21 protein-coding genes, 2 other RNA genes, 3 pseudogenes and 1 riboswitch are annotated in these 20,883 nt (G+C 38.8%); of the genes and pseudogenes, 11 read left to right on the top strand and 15 right to left on the bottom strand.

The window, feature by feature from the left end; translation table 11 throughout:
• A riboswitch (cyclic di-GMP riboswitch) is annotated at positions 1-50 on the bottom strand. This riboswitch is flagged as partial in the annotation.
• A 499-nt stretch (positions 51-549) separates the two neighbouring features.
• Genes CU633_RS19180 through CU633_RS19190 form a run of 3 tightly spaced genes read left to right on the top strand, consistent with a single transcriptional unit; the run spans position 550 to position 3,593 of the window.
• On the top strand, positions 550-1,311 hold the full coding sequence (locus CU633_RS19180) for a hypothetical protein (protein ID WP_101662181.1): 762 nt from the start codon (positions 550-552) through the stop codon (positions 1,309-1,311).
• Positions 1,312-1,323: 12 nt separating this feature from the next.
• Positions 1,324-2,061, top strand: a complete 738-nt coding sequence (locus CU633_RS19185) for a hypothetical protein (RefSeq protein WP_101662182.1) — start codon at positions 1,324-1,326, stop codon at positions 2,059-2,061.
• Positions 2,055-3,593, top strand: coding sequence for a YIP1 family protein (locus CU633_RS19190; protein WP_101662183.1), 1,539 nt, complete (start codon positions 2,055-2,057; stop codon positions 3,591-3,593). The genes CU633_RS19185 and CU633_RS19190 overlap by 7 nt, the downstream gene beginning before the upstream one ends.
• 107 nt (positions 3,594-3,700) lie before the next feature.
• Here the strand turns inward: CU633_RS19190 and CU633_RS19195 are convergent, their stop codons facing one another.
• The 3 genes and pseudogenes from CU633_RS19195 to CU633_RS19200 all read right to left on the bottom strand — a co-directional run bounded on the left by CU633_RS19195 (position 3,701) and on the right by CU633_RS19200 (position 5,526).
• A complete protein-coding gene (locus CU633_RS19195; RefSeq protein ID WP_101662184.1) occupies positions 3,701-4,183 on the bottom strand; it encodes a hypothetical protein in 483 nt (160 codons plus the stop codon).
• Between the two features lie 895 nt (positions 4,184-5,078).
• A pseudogene (locus CU633_RS23455) lies at positions 5,079-5,156 on the bottom strand (hypothetical protein); the annotation flags it as partial.
• Between the two features lie 154 nt (positions 5,157-5,310).
• A complete protein-coding gene (locus tag CU633_RS19200) occupies positions 5,311-5,526 on the bottom strand; it encodes a hypothetical protein (RefSeq protein WP_101662185.1) in 216 nt (71 codons plus the stop codon).
• A gap of 499 nt (positions 5,527-6,025) precedes the next feature.
• On the opposite strand from CU633_RS19200, the pseudogene CU633_RS19205 reads away from it, so the two are divergent.
• The 3 genes and pseudogenes from CU633_RS19205 (at position 6,026) to CU633_RS19215 (ending at position 9,323) form a co-directional block, all read left to right on the top strand.
• Positions 6,026-7,378, top strand: a pseudogene (locus CU633_RS19205) (IS1182 family transposase).
• Positions 7,379-7,932: 554 nt separating this feature from the next.
• Positions 7,933-8,454 carry a hypothetical protein gene (locus CU633_RS19210; protein WP_101662186.1) on the top strand — a complete coding sequence of 174 codons (522 nt, stop codon included), beginning with the start codon at positions 7,933-7,935 and terminating at the stop codon, positions 8,452-8,454.
• Positions 8,455-8,483: 29 nt separating this feature from the next.
• Positions 8,484-9,323: a hypothetical protein gene (locus CU633_RS19215; RefSeq protein ID WP_101662187.1), complete on the top strand. Its 840-nt coding sequence runs from the start codon at positions 8,484-8,486 to the stop codon at positions 9,321-9,323.
• A gap of 174 nt (positions 9,324-9,497) precedes the next feature.
• Here CU633_RS19215 and CU633_RS19220 read toward each other — a convergent pair whose 3' ends face one another.
• From CU633_RS19220 to CU633_RS19235, 5 genes and pseudogenes are all read right to left on the bottom strand, one after another.
• Entirely contained in the window at positions 9,498-9,851 is a 354-nt protein-coding gene (locus tag CU633_RS19220; RefSeq protein ID WP_101662188.1) for a hypothetical protein, read from the bottom strand.
• Positions 9,838-9,927 carry a hypothetical protein gene (locus CU633_RS23700; protein ID WP_374703392.1) on the bottom strand — a complete coding sequence of 30 codons (90 nt, stop codon included), beginning with the start codon at positions 9,925-9,927 and terminating at the stop codon, positions 9,838-9,840. Before CU633_RS23700 ends, CU633_RS19220 begins: the two co-directional genes overlap by 14 nt.
• A 132-nt stretch (positions 9,928-10,059) precedes the next feature.
• Positions 10,060-10,296 (bottom strand): annotated as a pseudogene (locus CU633_RS23705) (RepB family plasmid replication initiator protein); the annotation flags it as partial.
• 45 nt (positions 10,297-10,341) lie between these two features.
• Entirely contained in the window at positions 10,342-11,298 is a 957-nt protein-coding gene (locus CU633_RS19230; protein ID WP_101662190.1) for a phosphotransferase enzyme family protein, read from the bottom strand.
• A 194-nt stretch (positions 11,299-11,492) separates the two neighbouring features.
• A complete protein-coding gene (locus CU633_RS19235; protein WP_101662191.1) occupies positions 11,493-12,230 on the bottom strand; it encodes a DUF2161 domain-containing phosphodiesterase in 738 nt (245 codons plus the stop codon).
• 144 nt (positions 12,231-12,374) lie between these two features.
• On the opposite strand from CU633_RS19235, the gene CU633_RS22985 reads away from it, so the two are divergent.
• Both CU633_RS22985 and ssrS (CU633_RS19240) read left to right on the top strand, forming a co-directional pair.
• Positions 12,375-12,539: a hypothetical protein gene (locus CU633_RS22985; RefSeq protein WP_180955036.1), complete on the top strand. Its 165-nt coding sequence runs from the start codon at positions 12,375-12,377 to the stop codon at positions 12,537-12,539.
• Positions 12,540-12,653: 114 nt separating this feature from the next.
• Positions 12,654-12,850: non-coding RNA, 6S RNA (ssrS, locus tag CU633_RS19240), on the top strand.
• A gap of 264 nt (positions 12,851-13,114) precedes the next feature.
• Here ssrS (CU633_RS19240) and CU633_RS19245 read toward each other — a convergent pair.
• A complete protein-coding gene (locus tag CU633_RS19245) occupies positions 13,115-13,339 on the bottom strand; it encodes an alpha/beta-type small acid-soluble spore protein (protein ID WP_101662192.1) in 225 nt (74 codons plus the stop codon).
• A gap of 329 nt (positions 13,340-13,668) precedes the next feature.
• Here CU633_RS19245 and CU633_RS19250 point away from each other — a divergent pair, with 329 nt between their 5' ends.
• Positions 13,669-15,045 carry an amino acid permease gene (locus CU633_RS19250; protein ID WP_101662193.1) on the top strand — a complete coding sequence of 459 codons (1,377 nt, stop codon included), beginning with the start codon at positions 13,669-13,671 and terminating at the stop codon, positions 15,043-15,045.
• 57 nt (positions 15,046-15,102) lie between these two features.
• On the opposite strand, the gene CU633_RS19255 is transcribed toward CU633_RS19250, so the two are convergent.
• From CU633_RS19255 to sigH, 4 genes are all read right to left on the bottom strand, one after another.
• Entirely contained in the window at positions 15,103-15,702 is a 600-nt protein-coding gene (locus CU633_RS19255; RefSeq protein WP_101662194.1) for a DUF502 domain-containing protein, read from the bottom strand.
• A 95-nt stretch (positions 15,703-15,797) separates the two neighbouring features.
• Positions 15,798-16,124 (bottom strand): antibiotic biosynthesis monooxygenase family protein, encoded by a 327-nt coding sequence (locus tag CU633_RS19260; RefSeq protein ID WP_101662195.1) that lies wholly within the window; start codon positions 16,122-16,124, stop codon positions 15,798-15,800.
• 110 nt (positions 16,125-16,234) lie between these two features.
• Positions 16,235-16,852 carry an NUDIX hydrolase gene (locus CU633_RS19265; RefSeq protein WP_101662200.1) on the bottom strand — a complete coding sequence of 206 codons (618 nt, stop codon included), beginning with the start codon at positions 16,850-16,852 and terminating at the stop codon, positions 16,235-16,237.
• Between the two features lie 150 nt (positions 16,853-17,002).
• Complete coding sequence (sigH, locus tag CU633_RS19270) at positions 17,003-17,656, bottom strand: RNA polymerase sporulation sigma factor SigH (protein ID WP_101662196.1); 654 nt, start codon at positions 17,654-17,656, stop codon at positions 17,003-17,005.
• Between the two features lie 437 nt (positions 17,657-18,093).
• On the opposite strand from sigH, the gene ssrS (CU633_RS19275) reads away from it, so the two are divergent.
• Positions 18,094-18,288, top strand: a non-coding RNA gene (gene ssrS, locus CU633_RS19275) — 6S RNA.
• A gap of 57 nt (positions 18,289-18,345) precedes the next feature.
• On the opposite strand, the gene CU633_RS19280 is transcribed toward ssrS (CU633_RS19275), so the two are convergent.
• The gene (locus CU633_RS19280) at positions 18,346-19,311 is read right to left on the bottom strand and encodes an ornithine cyclodeaminase family protein (protein ID WP_101662197.1); all 966 of its coding nucleotides are present in this window, start codon (positions 19,309-19,311) and stop codon (positions 18,346-18,348) included.
• Between the two features lie 175 nt (positions 19,312-19,486).
• Between CU633_RS19280 and CU633_RS19285 the strand changes: the two genes are divergently transcribed.
• Positions 19,487-20,005: a Dps family protein gene (locus tag CU633_RS19285; protein ID WP_180955037.1), complete on the top strand. Its 519-nt coding sequence runs from the start codon at positions 19,487-19,489 to the stop codon at positions 20,003-20,005.
• A 79-nt stretch (positions 20,006-20,084) separates the two neighbouring features.
• Here the strand turns inward: CU633_RS19285 and CU633_RS19290 are convergent, their stop codons facing one another.
• Positions 20,085-20,594, bottom strand: a complete 510-nt coding sequence (locus tag CU633_RS19290; RefSeq protein ID WP_101662199.1) for a DUF1572 family protein — start codon at positions 20,592-20,594, stop codon at positions 20,085-20,087.
• Positions 20,595-20,883 lie beyond the last annotated feature (289 nt).

Consider the following 20,883-nt stretch of genomic DNA (forward strand, 5'->3'; position numbering starts at 1 on the left):
GACCCGTGGCTTTGCGTCTCCAACTTTCGTCGGATTTGCCTTTATCATTGGTTAATATTGTTGAATTATGTAACTTTTTTCCTGATCATATATTACTATTTTAAGTAAAACATTTCAATATTTTTCTATTAAAATTAAATATTCCCTTGTAGAACAAGTTTCTGTAGAGCCTGCAATCCATTTTAATTAGACCTTGAAAAAGATAAACATTTCCCTATCAGGCTTCACAGTATTGATCTTTACCTGAAAGAAAAGAGAAAATAAACTCTTAAAATTTTCGGCAAAAACATCAAGGACTGTTATCAGAGAAAAGGTAAATATTTAAGTTTTTCTAAGCCATTCATCCTAATTATTTCAATTTCGGACTTGAAATAATAGACTATTAGTTCTATAATGCTAGGAAGAAAATAGAAATAAAGGTTGACCGCTTGAAAAGGCGGAATAGAAAACCAAATTTTAAATTCACGGTTTTATATAAGAACAGTCTGGTATTCCATTTAATCCTGATGGAGTGCTTGTTTTGTGTTTAAGGGAATGGAGGAATACAGGGTGAGCCTTACTAAAATGTCACGGAAAGAAAGAATAGCAGGCTGGGGGATTGTTGCAGCCACTTTCTTTTGTTCCGGTTTGCTTTCTTTACCCGTCTACTATGAATATAGCGCGATTGGCGATATTGTCCCTGTTGAGGACATTGGGGTCGATGGCAGTGTTTATTTTACATATGTGGAAGGCGGCTACACAGAAAACCTGGCAGATAAGCTGCTTGTTGCCAAAACTGCTGACCATGCCGAATTTATTCCGGTTGATCGGAACGTTATCGAGATGAACAATTTCTACATGGAGATGGATCAAGTTTATAAAGAAGAAACGATTCAAAATGCAGTTGACAGTGCCAGCGGCGGTGCCGGGGAAGCAGCGGATGATTTAGAAGCGGAGCTGAACGAGATCGTCACCAAAACGGAGGAATATTACGGAGAGTCGTTCGGGCTCATGCTGGCATTAGGCTTGACAGAGCAATGGCACGGTCTGGATTTTTCAAAGGGGGGCAAATATAAGATAGCAGGGACTGGCACGCTCGAAGCTGACAACACGGTTGGGTCGATCGGGTACGTCAAAGCCAAGCTGTTCACAGCCGAGCTGAATAACGTCGATTATTTCTTTGTTCCGAAGGATAAGGACCGCTTTGAGTATGAAGGGCTCAGCAATGAAGAAGAAGCGAAAAAACTGGACGCGGAAGAAAACTTCCCGTTTGAAATCGTGTATGTCGATACATTGGATGATGCCTTGAAGTTTTTAGAGACGCTGCAGTAAGGGGGAAAAAGGTTGCTTGAATTACGTTCGAACCGCCTGAGTAATTTATTGGTTTTTTTGCTGCGGGCAAATGCAATCATGGCGGGAATTTATGCCGTTAGCCAGATTATCTTTCTAATTAATGAACATTTTTATATGGACTATGTATACTCGATTGGTTCATTTACATATGCTTTCTATTTGATGCTTTTTTTTGTCATAGCGGTTCTATTTTTTATATGGATTTATCGGGTCCATCAGGATTTGAGACAGCTTGATTTCGCCTATCCACTGGCCCCAAAGGACGCTGCCATGATTATGATCCCGCCGCTTTCCATTGCGGGGCTAGCCTACACTTATATAAAGGTGGCAAGATTTTTTAAAAAGTATGAGATCCTCACCGGAAAAGCGGGCCGCAAATTACTTTGGCTTACTGGTTCTATTTACGGTTTAATTGCGGCAAATTTGATAATCAGATTTTATGAGGATAATATTTCTTTTGCGATTAGCGGCCTGTTAATGATTTTGTCATGCTCGGTTTATTTAATTGTAACGAGGGTCGTGCAAAAAGGAATTATCGTGCTTGCCAGCAATGAGGAGGAACTGGCGCGGATAAAGAGATTAGAAGCAGAAGCAGCCGCTGCTTTGGAGCCTGCAGCTGAGCAGTCAACAGCGCGAGTTGATACTGGTGAAGAATTGGATGTCAAAGAAGGGCCCGTGGAGGAGCAATCCATTCAGGTTGTAAAATATCCGTTCTTAAAATATTGGTAAAGCCAAGGCTCACCATTCGGCAGCTTACTTCTGGCGAACAAAAATCACGTGTGTTACCGATCGCGATGTTGAATGGAATTATTACACTTTTCACTTCGCTTATCTCTTCCGAATACCCTGGTCCATGGTCTTGGTTCCCTACATTGATGATGATCGTGCTGCTGGGTGCTTTGGCGGGTATAGCTTTGCTCTATATTTATGGATTTTTATTTTTTATTGCCGGAAAACCGATTAAAGGAAAAGCTTCACAAAAAGAAATTCGCACGGCTTACGCCTGGATGAACATTCCAAGTTTTTGGGCGTTTTTTGCATGGCTGCCAGCTATCGCTTTTTTCCCTGAGCAACTGTTCACTGGCCAATTGCTTACACAGGAAAGCAATATCTTCCTTACGCTCATTTTGTTGTGTGCAAGTCTTTTTTATTCTGTTGGACTATGCTGGTCGATTGTGCTGTTAATGATTGGCTTGAGCGAAGTGCAGCGCTTTTCTATCTGGAAGGCAATTTTGAATATCTTGATCGCTGCTATTCCGTTCATTTTGATTGGGATTATAACTGCTGTTTCAAGTGTCGGCGAAGATGTTGGTTCTAACGGGGAAGATATTTATTTTGAAGAGGAAGAAGCTGGACTCAACAGCGAAGGCATTGGTTTGTATGAAGAAGAAGATCTGGTCCGTCTTCCTTACGGTTATCTTGCTTATAATAAAATTGACTATTTGGGTAGTTCGGACTTAGTATCAGTCGATTTGGCAAGAACTTATATCAGTGATGCCCATAATTGGATCTCACCTTTTGGGTATGGGTGGTATTTTAGTTACTATCATTACCTGGAGCAACAGGATGAACAAAGTATTGGGGAAATCCGGGGTGATTATTATTTATATGTTTATGAGCTTCAAAACCAATCCCTGGCAAGCAAAGAAGAATATATACTGCCAGCTTCTCCTGATTACAAGCTAACCAAGCTGGCCGAAAATGCGTACAGGATCGACCTTCCATCCGGATTCCAGTATACTTTTAACGGCTTCAAATCAGAAACTGATCCTGACGGCGGCCGGCTGATGTCTATTCATCATCAGCAGGGAAGCGCAGTATCCTTGGAGTATGACGACAAAGGCAGGCTGACACGTGCGGCGAAACAGGATGGAACCTTTGCCGAATTTCATTATACCGGGGAATTGATTACTTCGGTTGTCGATGAAACGGGAAATGAAATTCGCTACGAATATTTGAATAATGAGCTGCGAACCGTGCGTTATCCTGACGGTGCCAGCGAGACCTATGAATATGATGCTTTTCATCGGCTGAAGGTCGTGCACGCGGTTGATGGGACAACTTACGAATACTCTTACGAAAAGACCCGCAACCGTGTTGCCGGGATCAAGAGAAATGGCCACCATTTGTTCAGTTATAAGTATTTAGAAAATGAAGTTGTCCAGTATGATGCCCAAGATAGGAAAACCCGCTATATTTATGACGATAACAAAAATCTTATCAAAACAATTGATCATAACGGGCGGGAAATTACCAATTAAGCAGTTAAAAAGCACCCTCCTTGATTTTTAAAGAGGGTGCTTTTGATTTGTGAAAATCAATTTCTTATCCAGGTCAAGCAGATGTGCTATATCGAGGGACTCTTATATCAGGAAGCTGGTGTTTGTTCATTTACATAATAGTTTTGTACGCCCGGCAACAAGGTAAGGATTTGAATAGCCAGCCCAACAGCCATATAGACTAAATGAACGGTATGAACATCATTTATAAAGTAAACCTGCAGCGTAATCCAAATTATCAATGCGAACCCGATATATAACGAATATGTCCAGGACCAATGTTTTTCAGCAAACACATTAAGCTTGTTGGCTGCCTTCCATTGCCACTTTTTCATCAGTGCAACAGCCAGGATTAATGGAACAACCCCAAACAAAGAAAGTAGAATGATGCCGGGAACGAGATAATCATTAAACGGAGATTGTTTAAGCAATGAGATCGGCATCTTTAACAAATTGCCGCTCGTATCAATGATGAGAGAAAAACCTCCAAATACAGCACCAACGCCCAAAAGCATATGAACAATAACAAGAAGTTTGCTTGCAATAGGACTGCTTCTAAAAAATTCACCCATGTTATGCCACCTTTCCACATTTTTTTACGATCATTGCATGGAAAGACTTCGGGGAATGATTACTGCAATCCTTTCTATTGACATAAAGGTTCACGATAAGGACAACAATTTAACAAATAATAGGATTCCGGCATTAAAAGTTTCTGTGATTCAAGGATTAAGCTGTGCACCTGGACATCGAAACAGTACAGAAATTTTATGTTTTTTTGCTTAAAACTTGTTAAAAAAACTCTTTTTGCGTATTTTTCGGGAGAACACTAACAAATTTGGTCGAATAATTTAGTTTTAATCAAATAACTTACAATTAAAACCATAAATTTACATAAAATTACTTTTTAGAGTATTTAGGCAGAGGAATTAAGCGAAAAATGAGAGGAATTAAGCGAAAAGCCCGGTGATTTAAGCGAAAAAATCAAGAATCAAGCGAAACTCAGCTTTATTTAAGCGATACCATTATATGTAAGGCTAAGAACCTATTTAAGTTCACTTTTGAAACTGGTTTTATACTACTTACGAAGCTGATTTATCATTTTAGGCGAGAAGACTCCGACTTCAGTTTAGTGCAAGGCGAAGCCCAAAAATAAGTGGGAGATGAATCGCCTTTTTACGTATACGAACGCATGTTTGCATAGTATAATATTCCTATACGTTGTTCTTTGAAAACTGAAGATATGAGGTTCTAGCAGGAAAAACGTCTGCTAGGTAAAATCTTCAACGTTCTAATCGCACCACACGTACCGAAGTTGCGAAAACCAAGCTAAAACAGGTCGAGTGGCGAGTCAACGTACAGAATTCTAAAGCAATCACCGTAGGAACTACGGGTAGAGCATGCTAAAAAACTGAAGGATACTTTGGTGTTCGCAGGAATCCCCCACTTCAAATTTTCGTTAGAAAATTAAGTGGTGGGGTTCAAATGGGCTTGATGGTATCTGTTATGATCAGCCATATGCCATATCCCCCAACGGATAGTCGCTTTTTTGTCATGTTTTCTCCCTTAAACATTAATTTAACATAATCAAGGCTCTTCCGAAAACTTCGTATGCCAATAAATTTATATATTCGACTCGGACCAATCGTTTAAAAACAGAGGGGCTGAACCTTGTCCGGTTTCAGCCCCCCTTGTGGTTTTATTTTTCTTCTTCTGCTGGTTCTTCTTCGGTACCTGTTTCAGCCTCTTCTTCAGTACCTTCCTCGGCACCTTCTTCAGTGCCTTCTTCAGTATTTGTATTTTCTTCAGTTTCTGTTCCTTCTGTGTCAGATTCTTCGTTGCTGCATCCTGTGGCAATACCTACTAACATGAAAGATGCCATTAACACTAATAACCATTGTTTAAGATTTTTCATAGTTTTTTTGCCTCCTTCGAATGTTGCAATTTGAATTACAAGATTTATCATAAAAGGATTTGATGGAAATTAAAATATGTTTTCAGCACTCTTAACCAATGTTAACGATTTCTTAAAATGCGCTTAACGATTTTATAAAAAAATTTAGAAAATTCAAGACCTTCGTCCCGTTTAAAATTCTGAAGAGGGGCGAACAAACTACAAAGTAAGCTGGATAAGTTTTTTGGTAATTCCCATTTCGATTTCTTTAATCAACAGTTGAAATATGAATTATAAGAAAAAAATATTGACATTATGTAAAGCACTCTTGACATTCAGATGAATGTAAAGATTTTTACTCCAATCAAAACTGAAGGCCAAACAGCGAAAAGAGAGTATCAAGCTGATACTCCCAGGCTGTCGAGAAACTCTCGACAGCCATTGTTTTTTTCTCATACTTCATCTATTCACCGCGTTAATGTGGTATAATTTATATATCCTATATTGGCTGGTGATCCCTATGTTCAATTCTCGTGACCACACACAAAACGAAGTAGAATTTGTTCTCTTGGATGATCTTGTTCCTGCTAATCATCTACTCCGAAAAATCGATACCTACATAGATTTCTCTTTTATCTTAGAGAAGGTACGCCCTTACTATTCCGAGGATAAAGGCCGACCGTCTTTAGATCCACTTATTCTTTTTAAAATGATGTTTATCGGTTATTTATATGGGATTCGTTCGGAAAGGCAGCTGGAACGTGAAATTCAGGTCAACTTTGCCTTACCGATGGTTTTTGGGCCTCAGAATATCGGATCCTGTTCCTCATCATTCCACTATTAGCTGGAATCGCTGTAACAGATTTAAAGACACGACTGTGTTTCAAGACATTTTTGATGAGATCGTCCTCTTAGCCATCGAACATAATATGGTTGGAGGCCGAGTTCTGTTTTCTGATTCTACTCATTTAAAGGCCAATGCAAATAAACATAAATATACAAGGGAAACAGTTGAAGTCGAGACTCATGAGTATATAGAAGAACTCAATAAGGCCATTGAGGAAGACCGGGTGGCCCATGGAAAAAAGCCATTGAAGCAAAAGGAAGAGGTGAAAGAGACCAAGGAAATTAGAAAAAGTACGACAGATCCGGAGTGCGGATTTATGTCCCGTGAAAATAAACAGGAGATGTTCTGTTACCTGGATCATCGAACAACGGACATGAAATTCAACATCATTACGGATGCTTATGTTACAGCTGGCAATGTTCATGATTCCGTTCCATATCTAGCCCGTCTGGACCGACAGGTCGCAAGATTTCAATTCAAAGTAGAAGCAGTTGCCCTGGACTCGGGGTATTTAACCAATCCTATTTGTAAAGGGTTAAGCGATCGAAACATCTTTGGTGTCATTGCATATAGGAGATATGCCCCGGTTAAAGGGCTTTTTCCTAAATGGAAGTTTACCTATGACCATGCGAAGACTGTTATATTTGCCCGAACGGGCAACAATTGAATTATCGTACTACAACGCGGGAAGGCTATCGTGAATATAAATCGGATCCGAAACAATGTAAGGGATGTCCATTGTTGGACCAATGTACAAAATCGAAAAATAATACAAAGGTGGTGACCCGTTATATTTGGGAGGAGTCCAAGAAGAAAGTAAGGCTCAACCGGCTTTCTAATTCAGGAAAGATCCTGTATAAATTCAGAAAAGAAAAAGTAGAGCGAAGCTTCGCAGATTCAAAAGAACTGCATGGGCTTCGCTATTGTCGGTTGCGCGGCAAGCAAAAAGTGAGTGAACAAGTGTTACTCACGGCTGCCTGCCAGAATATCAAGAAGATTGCCACCCACCTATCGCGCATTGGATAGGTGGATGGAAGGATTTTTTCATGTTGCAGATAATCTGAGATGCGGATAAATTGCCATAAATAAAAAAAGATTGTAGAGAAAAATGGACTTTCTCTACAATCTGACAGACCCTGTAAGGTCTGTTTTTTTACTATTAAAATGCCTTATTTTACTTGAAAAAGTTTGTCGGACATGTTTTCCCTTAGCTGCCGATATTGATAAACATTAAACCCTTTTGTAATGTATTACAGAAGGGTATTTATTAGAATAATATAGGGGTCTATAAGATGAAAAAAGACCTGGGTCTATAGACTTATAATAACCATTATTTTCTTTATTTTAGTTAAAAATGTAACAAAAAATAGACACATATTACCAAGGAATTTTCATGGAAAATTAAGAATATAAATAGTAATTATTCAAAAGGGTGGTGTTCTATAAAGAAAAAAGTGCATGTTTGACAAAAAAATCGTAACGAGGAGGATAATCTAATGTGTTAACTCAAAGTTAATTCATTAAGTTCTGTTATTATTTTCTGAAAATTGAATATACTAAATTGTAGGGGTGGAATAGTAGTGAAATTAGCAAAATTAGGAGTAATGTTTCTTGTATTAATGATGAGTTTTATTTTTAATGTAACTGACGAAGCTGAGGCTGCTTGTGTTCCATCTCAAACACTCGATAATGATCATGGAGCTATCAATAGTAGTTATAATTGGTATTATGGAAATTGGGCGTATGGGAGTTATCATGGGGATTTTAATGGTGACCATCGTATTTCCGCATCTGGCAGCAATGGAACAACTTATGCTTGGAGATTTAGTTATTGTGACGGTATTTCAAGAGCATTTTCTGTTTATTTGAATCATCCTAATTTCACAGATCCGTATGCCGACTATTTTGTTGGAAAACAAAATTATTCTGGACAGGTTGATATTGTGCACCAAGATATGAACCAGCGTACAGCTGCAGGAGGATGGAACAGGTTAGAGTATACTACTGCTGGTTCCGATAGTCTAACAGATTTATACATTGTTAAATCAAGCTCAGGCGCAAGCGCTGGTGCTGATGGGGCAAAGGTTTATCATAATTACTAAATTATTTAATAATAAGGGTGGATGAATGAATGAATAAAAAATTGGTTGTTTTGTCACTATCCCTCGGAATATTCGGAGTGGGCAGTACCGCATTTCTAGGAAATCAATATTCCCAAGCTAAAGCAGAACTACAAACAGGAACTACAATTGAAGAAAATAAAAATGTGAGTAAAGAAGATATTCATTACAAGATGTTAAACTCTATAGATTTTTTTGATAAAGCAAAAGGAAATTTTGTTTACGGTAGTGTAACTGCGGATTTTCATATCGATGTGGAATATCAAGTTAAATTAAAAGATGGAGCCGCTTCTTATTACAAAGCTAAGGATAAAAACGGCATAGTAACGCAGTCTGCTGCGGATGGAGCTGTATTGACACAACTAGATGATAAAGATAAAACCTATGTATCCTTTAACATTCCTAAAGTTAAAGAAAATCCTAATAAAAAGAGCGTTGAATCCAGGTATGGAAAAACTCAAGATGGTAAGAACGAATATAGCCTTAGATATGACCCTAGCCATATGGGAGTAGCATCAAACTCATTATTCTCCCAAAATATGGCCTTAGGATTTTTAGAAGATTACACGAAATGGAGCATAAAAGGTGAGGAAAAATATCTTTCACTGGATTCAGTAGTAATTGAAGGGACCTTGAACGATTATTATAAGGAGAAACATCAAGCATCTACGTTTAAATTCTGGGTACACAAAGATACAGGTATTTTGTTAAAAATGGAAGAATATAATGAAAAAGGTGAGGTAGTAGAGTATTTAATAACGGAATCCATTAAGTTAAATGAAACTATTGATGAAGGAAAATTCAAGATGAAAGCTCCGAAAGAATATAAGAATAAATTAGCTGACATTTAATATTCTAAATAGCTATTCCAGAATGATTTCCCAGATTGTATATAGTGGTCTTCTGAAAGGCCCCTAACAAAGTGTAGAAGCTGAAGAAAATAAATTATTTCTTCAGTTCAGATTGTCTAAAAAAGGCCTTAACGTCTCGGTCCGTTAAATCTTCGAGGCGCTTGTTCATTTTGCCTAATAAGATTTTGTATAGTGGATATCCTGGTCTGAACCGTATGGATTCTCATAAGATGCATAATTCTCTTCAATGGCTTTTATTATATAACCAGCTGGGTTATTTGCTTGTAATAAGTTAATCTCACTCATCACATAATAAAGATTCGCTTCTAAGTAGTTAGGATCAAACCTCTCAATGAGTTCGACTGCTTTTTTGCGCTTAACACCATAACGCACAAGTTTATGCAATATGTCCTGTAAATCGGTGGTCGTAGAATCAATATCGAGCTGTTCTTTTTTATTCTTCTCATTCTCATTTATGTAAAAGATAAAAGAGTCAATTCTTCTTCCCGATTTTTTATGGACTTTCATAATCAAAAATAATGTCGGTTTTTTCTTCTAGTTCCTTTTTGGCTTTATCAAGCACGGATTCCCTAAAGTGTTTCATTAGCTTGTATTTATCATCCGGAATATTTAATAATCTTCGAATCTCATCCACTTTAAAGATACGTGATGTTTTCCATCTTCGTTCACCAACAATTACAGGCTGGAGTCTCCACTCATATTCTTTGAGTAACTCATAGATCCTCCAGGAATACTCGCTCTTCAGTTTTAGAACATTCATCAATCGGTACTTTGTATATGATTTCAGGCTTAGTAAGTATTGTGCCAAATCATCTGAAAGTTTGATACGAATTTGGCCCTCTCCGCGGATGTAGGTGGCTCGTTGCACCCATGTGATCTTATCTATTATTTTATTGTTTCCAGTACCACTTTCTATGATAAGCTGTTTGGATTGTAAACCGTCAACAGCTTTCTCGACTCGTTCAGAGTATCAAGCTGATACTCCCTTTTTTTCTAATCAAGAAATATTTAAGTCAATATAGGGAATATCATTTTCGATTTTCCCCCTCATTCTCGCCAATGCTTTTTTCACATTTACATTGCTTTCGTCAATCTTTAAGAACTTGGATAGATAAACAAACGAATACACCTGGCGGTAATTTAAAAAGAGTTGAAGCCTCAACAACCAGTTTTTACCAAGACTATTTTCTTCATTATAACCTTTCATAAATGCATCCAAAAAATTGAGGGCAAATGTTTCTCTTCTTTCTTGTTCAGTCTCTGGAATAGCCTGAATGGCATGATATAACGAGATTGCAATATCGTAAACGAACCAGTTATATTCGCAATCGCCGAAATCAAAGAGAATAATCTCATTACCATTTATATAGAAGTTTTTCTGATGGAGGTCATGATGGATTAATCCATATGAATTCTTATCCTTTGGCAATTGTTTTAATTTATTGATAAAATTGATCCATTTTTCATAAACATGTTCTCCTGCCGAATCTGGATATTCGGTAAAAACTTTTCCTTCATTCCATTCTGGATGTTTGATTGCTGGATCCAGGGGTTCATAGGTTTTAGCCAGAGCATGCATTTTCCCCATTGTATGTCCCCAGTTTTTAATAACAGCTGGATTCGATTCCAGATCATTTAAAAATTCTCCTTCCGCTTTTTCAAAGGCGATTAGGATAAAATCTTCTCCCTCGCAAGAAATCGTCTCGATTATGTTCCCGTTTTGGGAAAGAATCGGTTTCGTTACGTTCATTCCATGTTCTGAAAGATAATAAATCCAGTTTATTTCACTTTTTAAAGAAGATAAGTCATTATCCCCCGATATAAACTTTAAAACCAGGCTGCCATCTTTGTTTTTGCATTCATATACATTGTTATCGAAACCACCCAATAATTTAAATGAGGTTACATCTGCACCATACGCGGCTGCTCCCTTGTTGAGGATATCATTTCTCAATTTTCTGGACCCCCTTCACAATCCTGTTCATATAAATATTCTTTTATTTCATTATATTTCCTTTTTTTTTGATAGGGTAGTTCCAGAAAATAGGTCCAAGAGATTAAATCAAGCTTTGTTTCAAAAATTCCCTGCCAGTATTTTTCAAAATATTTTCTTCATACAGTATTTCTTAAAAAATTGAAGGAATACTATTATGCCTGACCGTCATCCGACTTTAATTTATCATAATAATCCACAACCTCGGCATATTCCTCTAATTCGCTTTTCCCTAAATCACTAATCTTATAAATACCCCTTTGAATTTTCTCAAACCAGCCATAATGATTTTTATTCAGAATCGATAAGGTTTTGTCACCTGTTCCCATTTTCCGCAATGATTTTGGGGATAGCGGCCCGTAACGATCCAGGCAAGCGGCGATGTGGATGCAATTTTCTTTATAGGCGGTGATGATTTTTGATTTGTTGCTTCCGCCGATATTATAGTCGCCGTTCCGGCCCTTCATTTCTGCGAGGATGCTGGCTCTTTTTTTCTTGTTGAGCTGTCTGCTCTTCAATCGATCGAAAGGAGCGGGAGCAAAAGCAACGTCCAATTTTACATTGTTCCGCTGAAATGAAACAAGCAGCAAACCTAATTCAAGCCTTCTGATCAGATGACAAATATCGCGCCATTTTTTTGAAAATAAGCTTTCTTTCGGCTTGGGGATAGCGATATAAACGCTATCAGCAAAACGTTGTCTTTTTGTCGCCTGGATCAGCAGTTCGACATTCAACCTTAACTTCATTTCAACAATGATTAATTCTTCTCCTTTGACTGCGGCCAGATCGCAGTGGTTGACCTCCCCGTATACTTCATATCCCTGCTGGAGAAAGTATTTTTGGATCGGTTTGTACAAATCCATTTCGTATATTTTATCCTGTTTGCCCGGCATTTATATCCCCTGTTAACCCTTTTGAAAGCTAGTATAACATTAGTCCTTTTCATTTGTTTGGTAAAATGTAATCAACTTCAAGAAGCTGATATCTGGATGATTTTTTTCAGCTTGACACATCCTAAAATTGAGGAGGTGAAAAAGATGGCAAACCAAAATAACAACCAGCGCAATAATATGGGGAACCAGCAACAGAATGGCGGTGGCGGCATGTTTGATCAATTCGCCAACACGATTTCCAGAATGGTGAATAATCTTACTGGAAATGGCAATAAACAACGGCAGAATAATAATAAAAACAACCATTAATTTTGATATGCGCCATGTTTTTATTAACGAGAAGGCATTAAGCACTCATTCTCATGGGTGCTTATTTAAGGAAACAACTACCATTGATCAAAGCAAGTAATTAATGTATATTAATACAAGCTGCGTTGTACGTAATGATAATAAAGTTTTAACCTTTAAGCTGTAACAGGGAGTTTTAATTGAAACTGAAATGACAAGTCTCCGTCTATATATGACAAGGAGGACACGCAGGAAGGTTTCTGCGAACACCCACTTTGAGAAGTGGTGGTTTAAAACTTTCTTATATTAAATACGGCAAAGGCGGCTACATAATAACGATACCAAACCAGTTCCTCTTGGGAGCTGGTTTTTTTGTGTTTAACTGGAATGGCCTGTATATTTAAGTCCCAAAATGGTCAACCTTATCGATGGGAGCTAATCACACTCTATTTTTTTAGTGAGGTTGCTGATTTATTGAATGAAAGTGGCTAAACCTTATCGTTGTGTTCTTCCAATTAAGAACTTCACATGAAAGGGCTACCCACAACAGGTAGGTAGCCCAAGCCATTTCAAATATTTTGTTTTAGTTATTCAGATTAGCGAGTAGGTGCACCTGGTTGTCCAAATTGTCCTGCTAACTGAGATTGAGCAGTAGCAACAAGACGCTTTGTAATCTCTCCACCAACAGAACCGTTAGCACGAGAAATTTGATCTGCTCCAAGTTGAATTCCAAACTCAGTTGCGATTTCGTACTTCATTTGGTCAATTGCTTGTTGAGCACCTGGTACTAATTTATCACGGTTACCACCACGACGTGCCATATGATCACCTCCTTTAACGTTATTGTCTCTAATTTGTTTCAGTTATTACATTGTAAATTTTGGATGAATATAAACAAGGAGAAACTCAATAATATGATTGTTGAGAGGAAGACAACGAATATTTGTGATCCGTCAACGTTCTTCCTTCCTTCATCTCCTTTTTCTTATTTGATTATCTTAAAAAGGGAATTGACGGTTTGCAATTCCCTTTTTAATTTGGCAAAAATTGCACGCATCTCATAAGCCTTGCATGTCCATAATTACAAACTTTAAGAATCATCCATTCACTTATATCGAATAATAGTAGTACCTGGCATTGGAGGTATTGTATGAGTACTGCGGGCTGTAATCCGGATCGTTCAAACAACGATTCAAACAATAAGACTAAAGAGGGGCAATTAAAATGGTGGCAGCTGTCATTGATGGGAGTTGGCTGCACGATCGGAACAGGATATTTCCTCGGATCGAGCATAGGGATAAGCATCACAGGTCCTTCGATCGTCTTTTCCTTCATCCTGGCGGCAATCGGAACGTATATCGTATTTAATGTGCTGGCCAAAATGACAGCCAAAGATCCGCAGGAAGGATCATTTTGCTATTATGCCAAAAAAGCCTATGGGCAATGGGCCGGCTTTTCCTGCGGGTGGAACTATTGGTGTTCCAGCATTCTCATCATGGGAAGCCAACTAACCGCCCTTTCAATCCTGACGCGTTTTTGGTTTCATCAAGTGCCGTTATGGATTTTTGCTGCCGGATATGCGCTATTAGCAATCATTGTCGTATTATTGGGGACCAACAGCTTTGATAAAGTGGAAGACCTTCTGGCCGTGATAAAGGTTGCGGCAATTATTATGTTTATTATTCTTGCCGCTGCGGCTCTGTTCGGCTGGATAGACGGGGATGCCAACAGGCCAGGGATGCCCACTTCTGCAGATGAGCTGTTTGCTGAAGGGTTTAGAGGTTTCTGGTCTTCTCTTATCTATGCTTTCTATGCGTACGGGGGCATTGAGGTGCTCGGACTGATGGCGATGCGTCTTAAAAACAAGAAAGTCGCACCAAAAGCCGGGACAGTGATGATATTTACACTGGCAGTCATCTATGCCACTTCGCTTGGACTTGCGGTCATTATGGTTGCACATGGCGCATTCCATGAAAAAGAAAGTCCTTTTGTAACGGCGTTAGCCAACTATAACCTCCCCTTTTTTCCGCACGTTTTTAATGGGGCGATTATTATCGCCGGTTTTTCCACGATGACCGCGGCCTTATTCGGGGTTACAAACCTGCTTGTCACCCTCGCTGAGGACGGGGATGCGCCTTCTTTTTTTGCAAAAAAGGTGAAAAAAATAAAAAATTTTCCGCTGCCTTCATTAGGTCTGGCGACTGTTGGTCTGTTGGTATCGATCATTACAGCATTGCTTCTGCCTGGAAAAATTTATGAATATATCACAACTGCAGCCGGCATTTTGTTGCTCTACAATTGGTTTTTTATTATTATTTCATCTCTTCGAATTCTGAAGTTTAAAGCTTTAGGGAAATCGATCGCTTTTTTGGGACTGGCTTTAATTTTGGCCGCGATCAGCGGTACAGTTCTGGAAGAAAAGATTCGTCCTGGTTTTTATGTCAGCATATTGTTTATTTTGACTATCGGTTTAATTGCTCTTAAGATGCGAAAAGTCTGGCAAAAGGAAAAGGCGCAAACCGGATGACCATGCTGCCACAGCAAATAGACCCGGAATGATGTTCTCCGGGTCTGCTTTAAAACGTTATTTAGCTTCTGTTTTTCTATTTTTACTTTGCGAGGTCATTCCGCCGGACAGAATAAATTTCATGGCATCTTCCGGTTTGACATCTATAATCTCCACTTCGTTTTTCGGAATCAAAAAAGTGAAACCGGCAACCTGAAATGTTTGCTGAACATAAACAGCCACATAATCGCTTAAAGGATCATAGAAGCTGGCCAGCTCTTCTGTCGTGATAAATCCAATGGATTTGATTTCTGTACCGGGGATCGTGATAAGGGCTACCTTTGAAAAAGATTTTTTGTCCCCAAGAAAAGAATGGATTGTATCCTTTATAACAGAGTAAAGGGTTTTAACGAGCGGAATATTTTCAAGCAGGCTATCAATGAGCCGAAAAATTGTTCCGGTTAAAAATTTGGTGGACAGCCAGCCTAAGATGGTGATCAAGACAATCGTCGCAAGCAAACCAATCCCGGGAATATAGTCATCCTTTAAATACGGTTTCAGCACATTCCCGAGAATACCATCCAAAAACATAAACGTTTTATAAACAACGTATATAACAAGAATAATCGGGACAATCGTCAAAATCCCATTGATAAAATTGCGTAAAATGATCTTCATGCTTTTATCTCCAGTGGTTTATTGATTTGAGCAGTTATTTTTGTGAGGTTTTTATCCAAGTCTATCGCGAATATCCTCGGAAAAGCAATAACTGGCTACATTTCGAAAAATTTGTCTCTCTCCACTTTGCAAACTCTTAATGCAAAGTTTTGGTACCATTCAGCCTTTCCTTTTTCCTGGGCCACTTTATGGGCTGAATGCTCCTTCCATTCCTTGATGGCTTCTAATGAATCCCAGTATGAAACGGTGATTCCCACTCCCTCATCGCGCGCACTTTCTACGCCCAAGAATCCCTTTTGCTGTGAAGCCAATTCTACCATTTTCTCTGCCATTTTCCCATATCCCCGGTCCCCTTCCGTTCTCCGGGAAACGAAAATGACCGCATAATACGGTGGTTCTGGAGTTTTAGCAATTAAAGTCATAAATTGTATTCCCCCATAAATAACGAAATTTGTTGTATGAATACTTTATTATAACCGATGCTCTCTTATTAAGGATGATGTAAATAAAAAAGACCAGCTACCATATGGGGCTAGTCAAAAACAGTATCTTTTTTTGGATTTTTTAAAAAGTCAAACAGCATTTTCAACTGGGACTCTGTATTTCTTTTAACAGAAATATTCGGCAGCTTGTCTTCGGGAAAAAAGTCTATCCCCGTTGTTTCAACCCCGATCCTTGCCTGTCCACCGATTAGCTCACATTGAATAAACATTTTATAATAATGATGCGGCTGCGGAGGATGCGGATGTTTATTCATATCCAATACAGCAAGCAACTTTTTGGGGATTACCTCATATCCGGACTCCTCTTTTATTTCTTTCACAATATTTTCAGAAGGGGATAAGCCTATTTCACAAAAGCCGCCTGGCAAGGACCATTTGTCATCCAGCTTCTCCTGGACCATCAGAATTTTATCATCCTTAAACACAACGCCGCGCACATCCACTTTCGGCGTTGGATAGCCTGTTTCGTTCGCAAATAAATTTTCAACCTTGTCCATTTCCAGACCAGTGTATTCTGCGATGATTTCGGCGCTGATATTGCGCAGTTCCTCATACCTTTCGATATCAAAGACATCTTTTGAAAAAGTTAACCCTGCCTGGGAAATTGATTGAAGCCTCTTTGCCCATTCCAGCCATTTATGACTCACCTCGAGAACACCCATTCTTTTAAAAACTTGATCGTCATCCAGCATATGCTTTAGGTTGATGAATTTGTATACAGCCGGATTCCATTTTTGATATGCCAATCATAAATCGAGATTTCGTACAATCCACCCGATTATGACAGCGATTACTTTTTAATATAAAATAACTTCTCTCATCTCAAGATATCTTTCCAGTTTTCTTTTTATTCGCTGCAGAGCGTTATCAATTGACTTTACGTGTTTGTTTAGTTCCCGGGAAATTTCAACGTATGAGTGCCCGTTTATGTATAAAGCCAGAACTCGTCTTTCCAAATCACTAAGCTTTTCTGCCATTTTCAGTTCAATATCGTCGGCCTTTTCCTGAATAATGATTAATGCCGCCGGATCCATTTCTTTTGTACCGGATATTACGTCCATCAGTGTATGGTTTGATTCTTCTTCATAAATAGGCTTGTCCAAAGAAACATACGAATTGAGGGGCGAATGCTTTTGCCGCGTTGCGGTTTTTACCGCCGTAATGATTTGCCGGGTGATGCAAAGTTCGGCAAAAGCCTTGAAAGAAGTCAATTTGTCTTCTTTAAAATCACGAATCGCTTTATAAAGGCCGATCATGCCCTCTTGAATGATATCTTCGCGATCTCCACCACAAAGAAAATACCTGCTTGCCTTGGCCCTCACAAAATTTCGGTATTTTTGAATTAAAAAATTCAGTGCCTCTTCATCCCCATTATGAACGAAAACGACCAAAACCTCATCTTCTAAATCTGCATAATTTTCAATCAGCTTTACTCCGAAGCTCACACTCACTCATATCCCTCCGCTACATCTGCCTGAGTTTGATGTTTTAAACTGACACGTTGCCTCTCATTTAAGGTAACTACCAGAAATTACAGATATAATATTAACGTAGAAAGGCTTTTAAAGATATTCACAAATAACGACTATTCTCTACATTGTCTGCCATAAAGTTATAAAAAATCTTTTGTTGCGGATTGCTAACCCTTGCTGTATGTCCAAAAAAGAAGGTATTTGTCGAATTTTTTGAGGAACTTTTTTGATGAATTTGCTAAAAATTCTGATTTTTAACCAAAAAATTTGATCTGAATCTGATTTTAAAAGCAGCTTTTTGCTGATAATCCTCAGAATGCGGTTTCACTTAATAAAGCTGTTTTTCGCTTAATCGTTTATTTAGCACTTGCATAAACTACCATTGGATACATCAAATAATTATTGTAATATATTAAAACAAGCTGCATTGTACGTAATGATAATAAAGTTTTAACCTTTAAGCTGTAATAGGGAGTTTTAAATTGAAGCTGAAATGACAAGCCTCTGTCTATATGGCAAGGAGGACATGCAGGAAGGTTTCTGCGAACACCCACTTTGAGGAGTGGTGGTTTAAAACTTCTTATATTAAATACGGCAAAGGCGGCTACATACAACGATACCAAACCAGTTCCCTATGGGGAGCTGGTTTTTTGCTGTAAACATAACTTTCATGTTAAAAAATCTATTTTCTTTCCTATATTTAGCTCTTTCGCTTTTCTATATACTTGCCATGCCCCGGCCAAGTCTTGAAAAGCAAGTCCGACTGAACCGTAAATTGTTATTTGGTCATTATTGATTCGGCCGAGGGTTTCGTTGTCGATCACTTCACCTATTTCTGCCTGAATAAAATTTGCATCGAGGCCGACTCCTCCAATGGCACCCATCTTTACTGCAAGTTCACGATCGTCGCAATAAAATGAAGCTTGTTTGATCAATTCGGCACTTACTTCTGCTTTGTTCGGTTCGTCGGGACCAAGCGTAGTGATATGCACACCCTCCTTTACCATATGAGGAAAAAGAAACGGCTCTCTTGACCATGTAGCGGTAATGATAATGTCGGCATCTGATACAGCCTCATCCAAAGTTTCACAAATATAAAAGTCAGCATGGAACTCTGCCCTTATTTCATTCATCATCTTGGTGGCATTCATTTTTATAGTATCGTATATAAAGACCTCGGAAAAGTTCCTTAAGTAGCACAAAGATAGCAGCTGCCGTTTACCCTGTACTCCTGCACCAATAATGGCAATTTTTTCGGCATTTTTCTTCGCAAGCAGATGAGTGCCAATAGCTCCCGACAGTCCAGTGCGAACAGCAGTTATATAAGTTGAATCCATTATCGAAAGCAAAGCACCTGTTTCTATATCATGGAGGTGAATGACTCCTTTGATTGCGGGCGTTTCTTCCGGGAATTTTGCATGGTTTTTTATCGTAAATGCAGGTACATGCTCAATCAATCCCGGGAACAACACGATTGCACTTGTATTGTCCAGCTTCAACGAAGAACGCGCACGCTGAGCAGCAATGTTTCTGTTAAGCGAATAACTCCTAAAAGCCTCTATTAACTCCGGAAATAATTCAATAGGATTTAGAAGCTCCTGAACCTCAGTTCGTGTTAACAATAATGTATTCATAAAAATAAGTTCCTTTCATGTTTCAACATAACAGAAATTTTTATACTTAAAAACTCTTCAATGTTTGCCTGAATCTAAACTTGCCTTGCATTTACAGCTCCGGTAATCCGAAGAACTCCATTCAGTCCCAAAACATATATTGTTTCTGAAATCAATTTTTGGAGAGGATGATATTGTGTCTCGTGAACTTCGTGCCACTTTGACTGGCCTGGATCCAGAATACGCGAGAAGATTGGCTGATGCCCTTAACAGATACTTGGCCAATCTTCATGTCGTGTACATTAAATTACGGAATTTTCACTGGAATGTGGTTGGTGTTGATTTTATTGATTTTCACGAAAAATTAGCTGAGCTGTATGAGGAAGTTGCTCTTGAAATTGACCGGATTGCTGAACGCATCAAAATGCTCGGTTTTTTTCCGCTTGCCTCGATGCGTGAATTCGTCTGTTACGCAACTCTGCAAGAAGCCCCAAGTGCTCCATACAATACCCCTACTATTGCTTATGCGGTTGCCAGTGATTTCGCAGCCACTGCACGTTACTTGCGTGAAGTCGATGAATTCGTGAGGGAGACAACCGATGAATTTACAATCGACCTAATTGCAGAGGCCCTCGGCTTTTTGGAGAAACACGTCTGGTTCTTCACAGCATACTTAGAAAGAATGGGTTATGCTGCTCCTAAAGGATCGCAATAAAGCTTTTGCAGGTGAGGGCGCTATCGCTGGTACGCCCTCAATCTTAAGCAATCGAAAGCATCTTGGATAGATATTGAAATTATTTTTTCCTCGGTATAGCTAAGCTTCTCCAACTGTCCCCTTTAAGCTGCTTGGCGATATAAACGATTTGGCCGATGTGGTACGAATAATGAAACATTTGCCTTTCTATTGCTTCAATCACAGAGTGGGACTCGTTTCTGATGAATAGGTTTTGCAGAAGATGTTCCTTGTTAAGAGAGTTTAATGCTTGGAAAAATACATCCCATCCTCTATTCCACACCTCGTATAATTGCTCCCGGTTTGAAATTGTGTTTTCAAATTCTCCATCCCTGTTCCGATCCGGTTTTTCACCGTCAGAGGTTAGAAAGTCCGTCCAGCGGGAAACCATATTCCCGCTCATATGTTTGACTATGACTGCGATACTGTTGGAGTCGTCATTTGGATACCAAACCAATGCTTCATCATCCAGCTGTTCAAATGTCTTTTCGGCCGTCTTTTTCATATCCTGAAACCGCAATTTAATAACCCTTAAATATTCTGAAGATATATCCTTATGAACAGTTGTCATGTTTGTATCCCCCTTGTCATCATTGTCAATATTATTGGTCCTTTTCAACTTCTATGTACATACTCGAATCTCCTTTTTCAGCAATACTAATATTCAAATAATATAACTGCCTGCACGCACTGCTTTACAATTTACTGAAAAAAATAGACACCCCCTCTAGAGGCTTGTATAGAGTTAACCCGAAAAATTTTTAAAACGTATCAGACTGCTTAATGCGAATCGTAATTAGGGCTTGCTGAATGAATCAACACACAGAAGTATTTTGTGTCTTGAAGTCCCTGAATAGCTC

Origin of the sequence: Bacillus sp. V3-13, from assembly GCF_002860165.1 — a bacterium.
In the GTDB taxonomy this organism is placed as follows: Bacteria; Bacillota; Bacilli; order Bacillales; family Cytobacillaceae; genus Bacillus_BJ.

Bases quoted from the DNA above. Each gene is read 5' to 3' on its own strand.
- CU633_RS19195 (WP_101662184.1), bottom strand. From the start codon at position 4,183: ATGGGTGAATTTTTTAGAAGCAGTCCTATTGCAAGCAAACTTCTTGTT.
- CU633_RS19200 (WP_101662185.1), bottom strand. From the start codon at position 5,526: ATGAAAAATCTTAAACAATGGTTATTAGTGTTAATGGCATCTTTCATG.
- CU633_RS19215 (WP_101662187.1), top strand. From the start codon at position 8,484: ATGAATAAAAAATTGGTTGTTTTGTCACTATCCCTCGGAATATTCGGA.
- CU633_RS19220 (WP_101662188.1), bottom strand. From the start codon at position 9,851: ATGAAAGTCCATAAAAAATCGGGAAGAAGAATTGACTCTTTTATCTTT.
- CU633_RS23700 (WP_374703392.1), bottom strand. From the start codon at position 9,927: ATGAAACACTTTAGGGAATCCGTGCTTGATAAAGCCAAAAAGGAACTA.
- CU633_RS19235 (WP_101662191.1), bottom strand. From the start codon at position 12,230: ATGCCGGGCAAACAGGATAAAATATACGAAATGGATTTGTACAAACCG.
- CU633_RS22985 (WP_180955036.1), top strand. From the start codon at position 12,375: ATGGCAAACCAAAATAACAACCAGCGCAATAATATGGGGAACCAGCAA.
- CU633_RS19245 (WP_101662192.1), bottom strand. From the start codon at position 13,339: ATGGCACGTCGTGGTGGTAACCGTGATAAATTAGTACCAGGTGCTCAA.
- CU633_RS19250 (WP_101662193.1), top strand. From the start codon at position 13,669: ATGAGTACTGCGGGCTGTAATCCGGATCGTTCAAACAACGATTCAAAC.
- CU633_RS19255 (WP_101662194.1), bottom strand. From the start codon at position 15,702: ATGAAGATCATTTTACGCAATTTTATCAATGGGATTTTGACGATTGTC.
- CU633_RS19260 (WP_101662195.1), bottom strand. From the start codon at position 16,124: ATGACTTTAATTGCTAAAACTCCAGAACCACCGTATTATGCGGTCATT.
- CU633_RS19280 (WP_101662197.1), bottom strand. From the start codon at position 19,311: ATGAATACATTATTGTTAACACGAACTGAGGTTCAGGAGCTTCTAAAT.
- CU633_RS19290 (WP_101662199.1), bottom strand. From the start codon at position 20,594: ATGACAACTGTTCATAAGGATATATCTTCAGAATATTTAAGGGTTATT.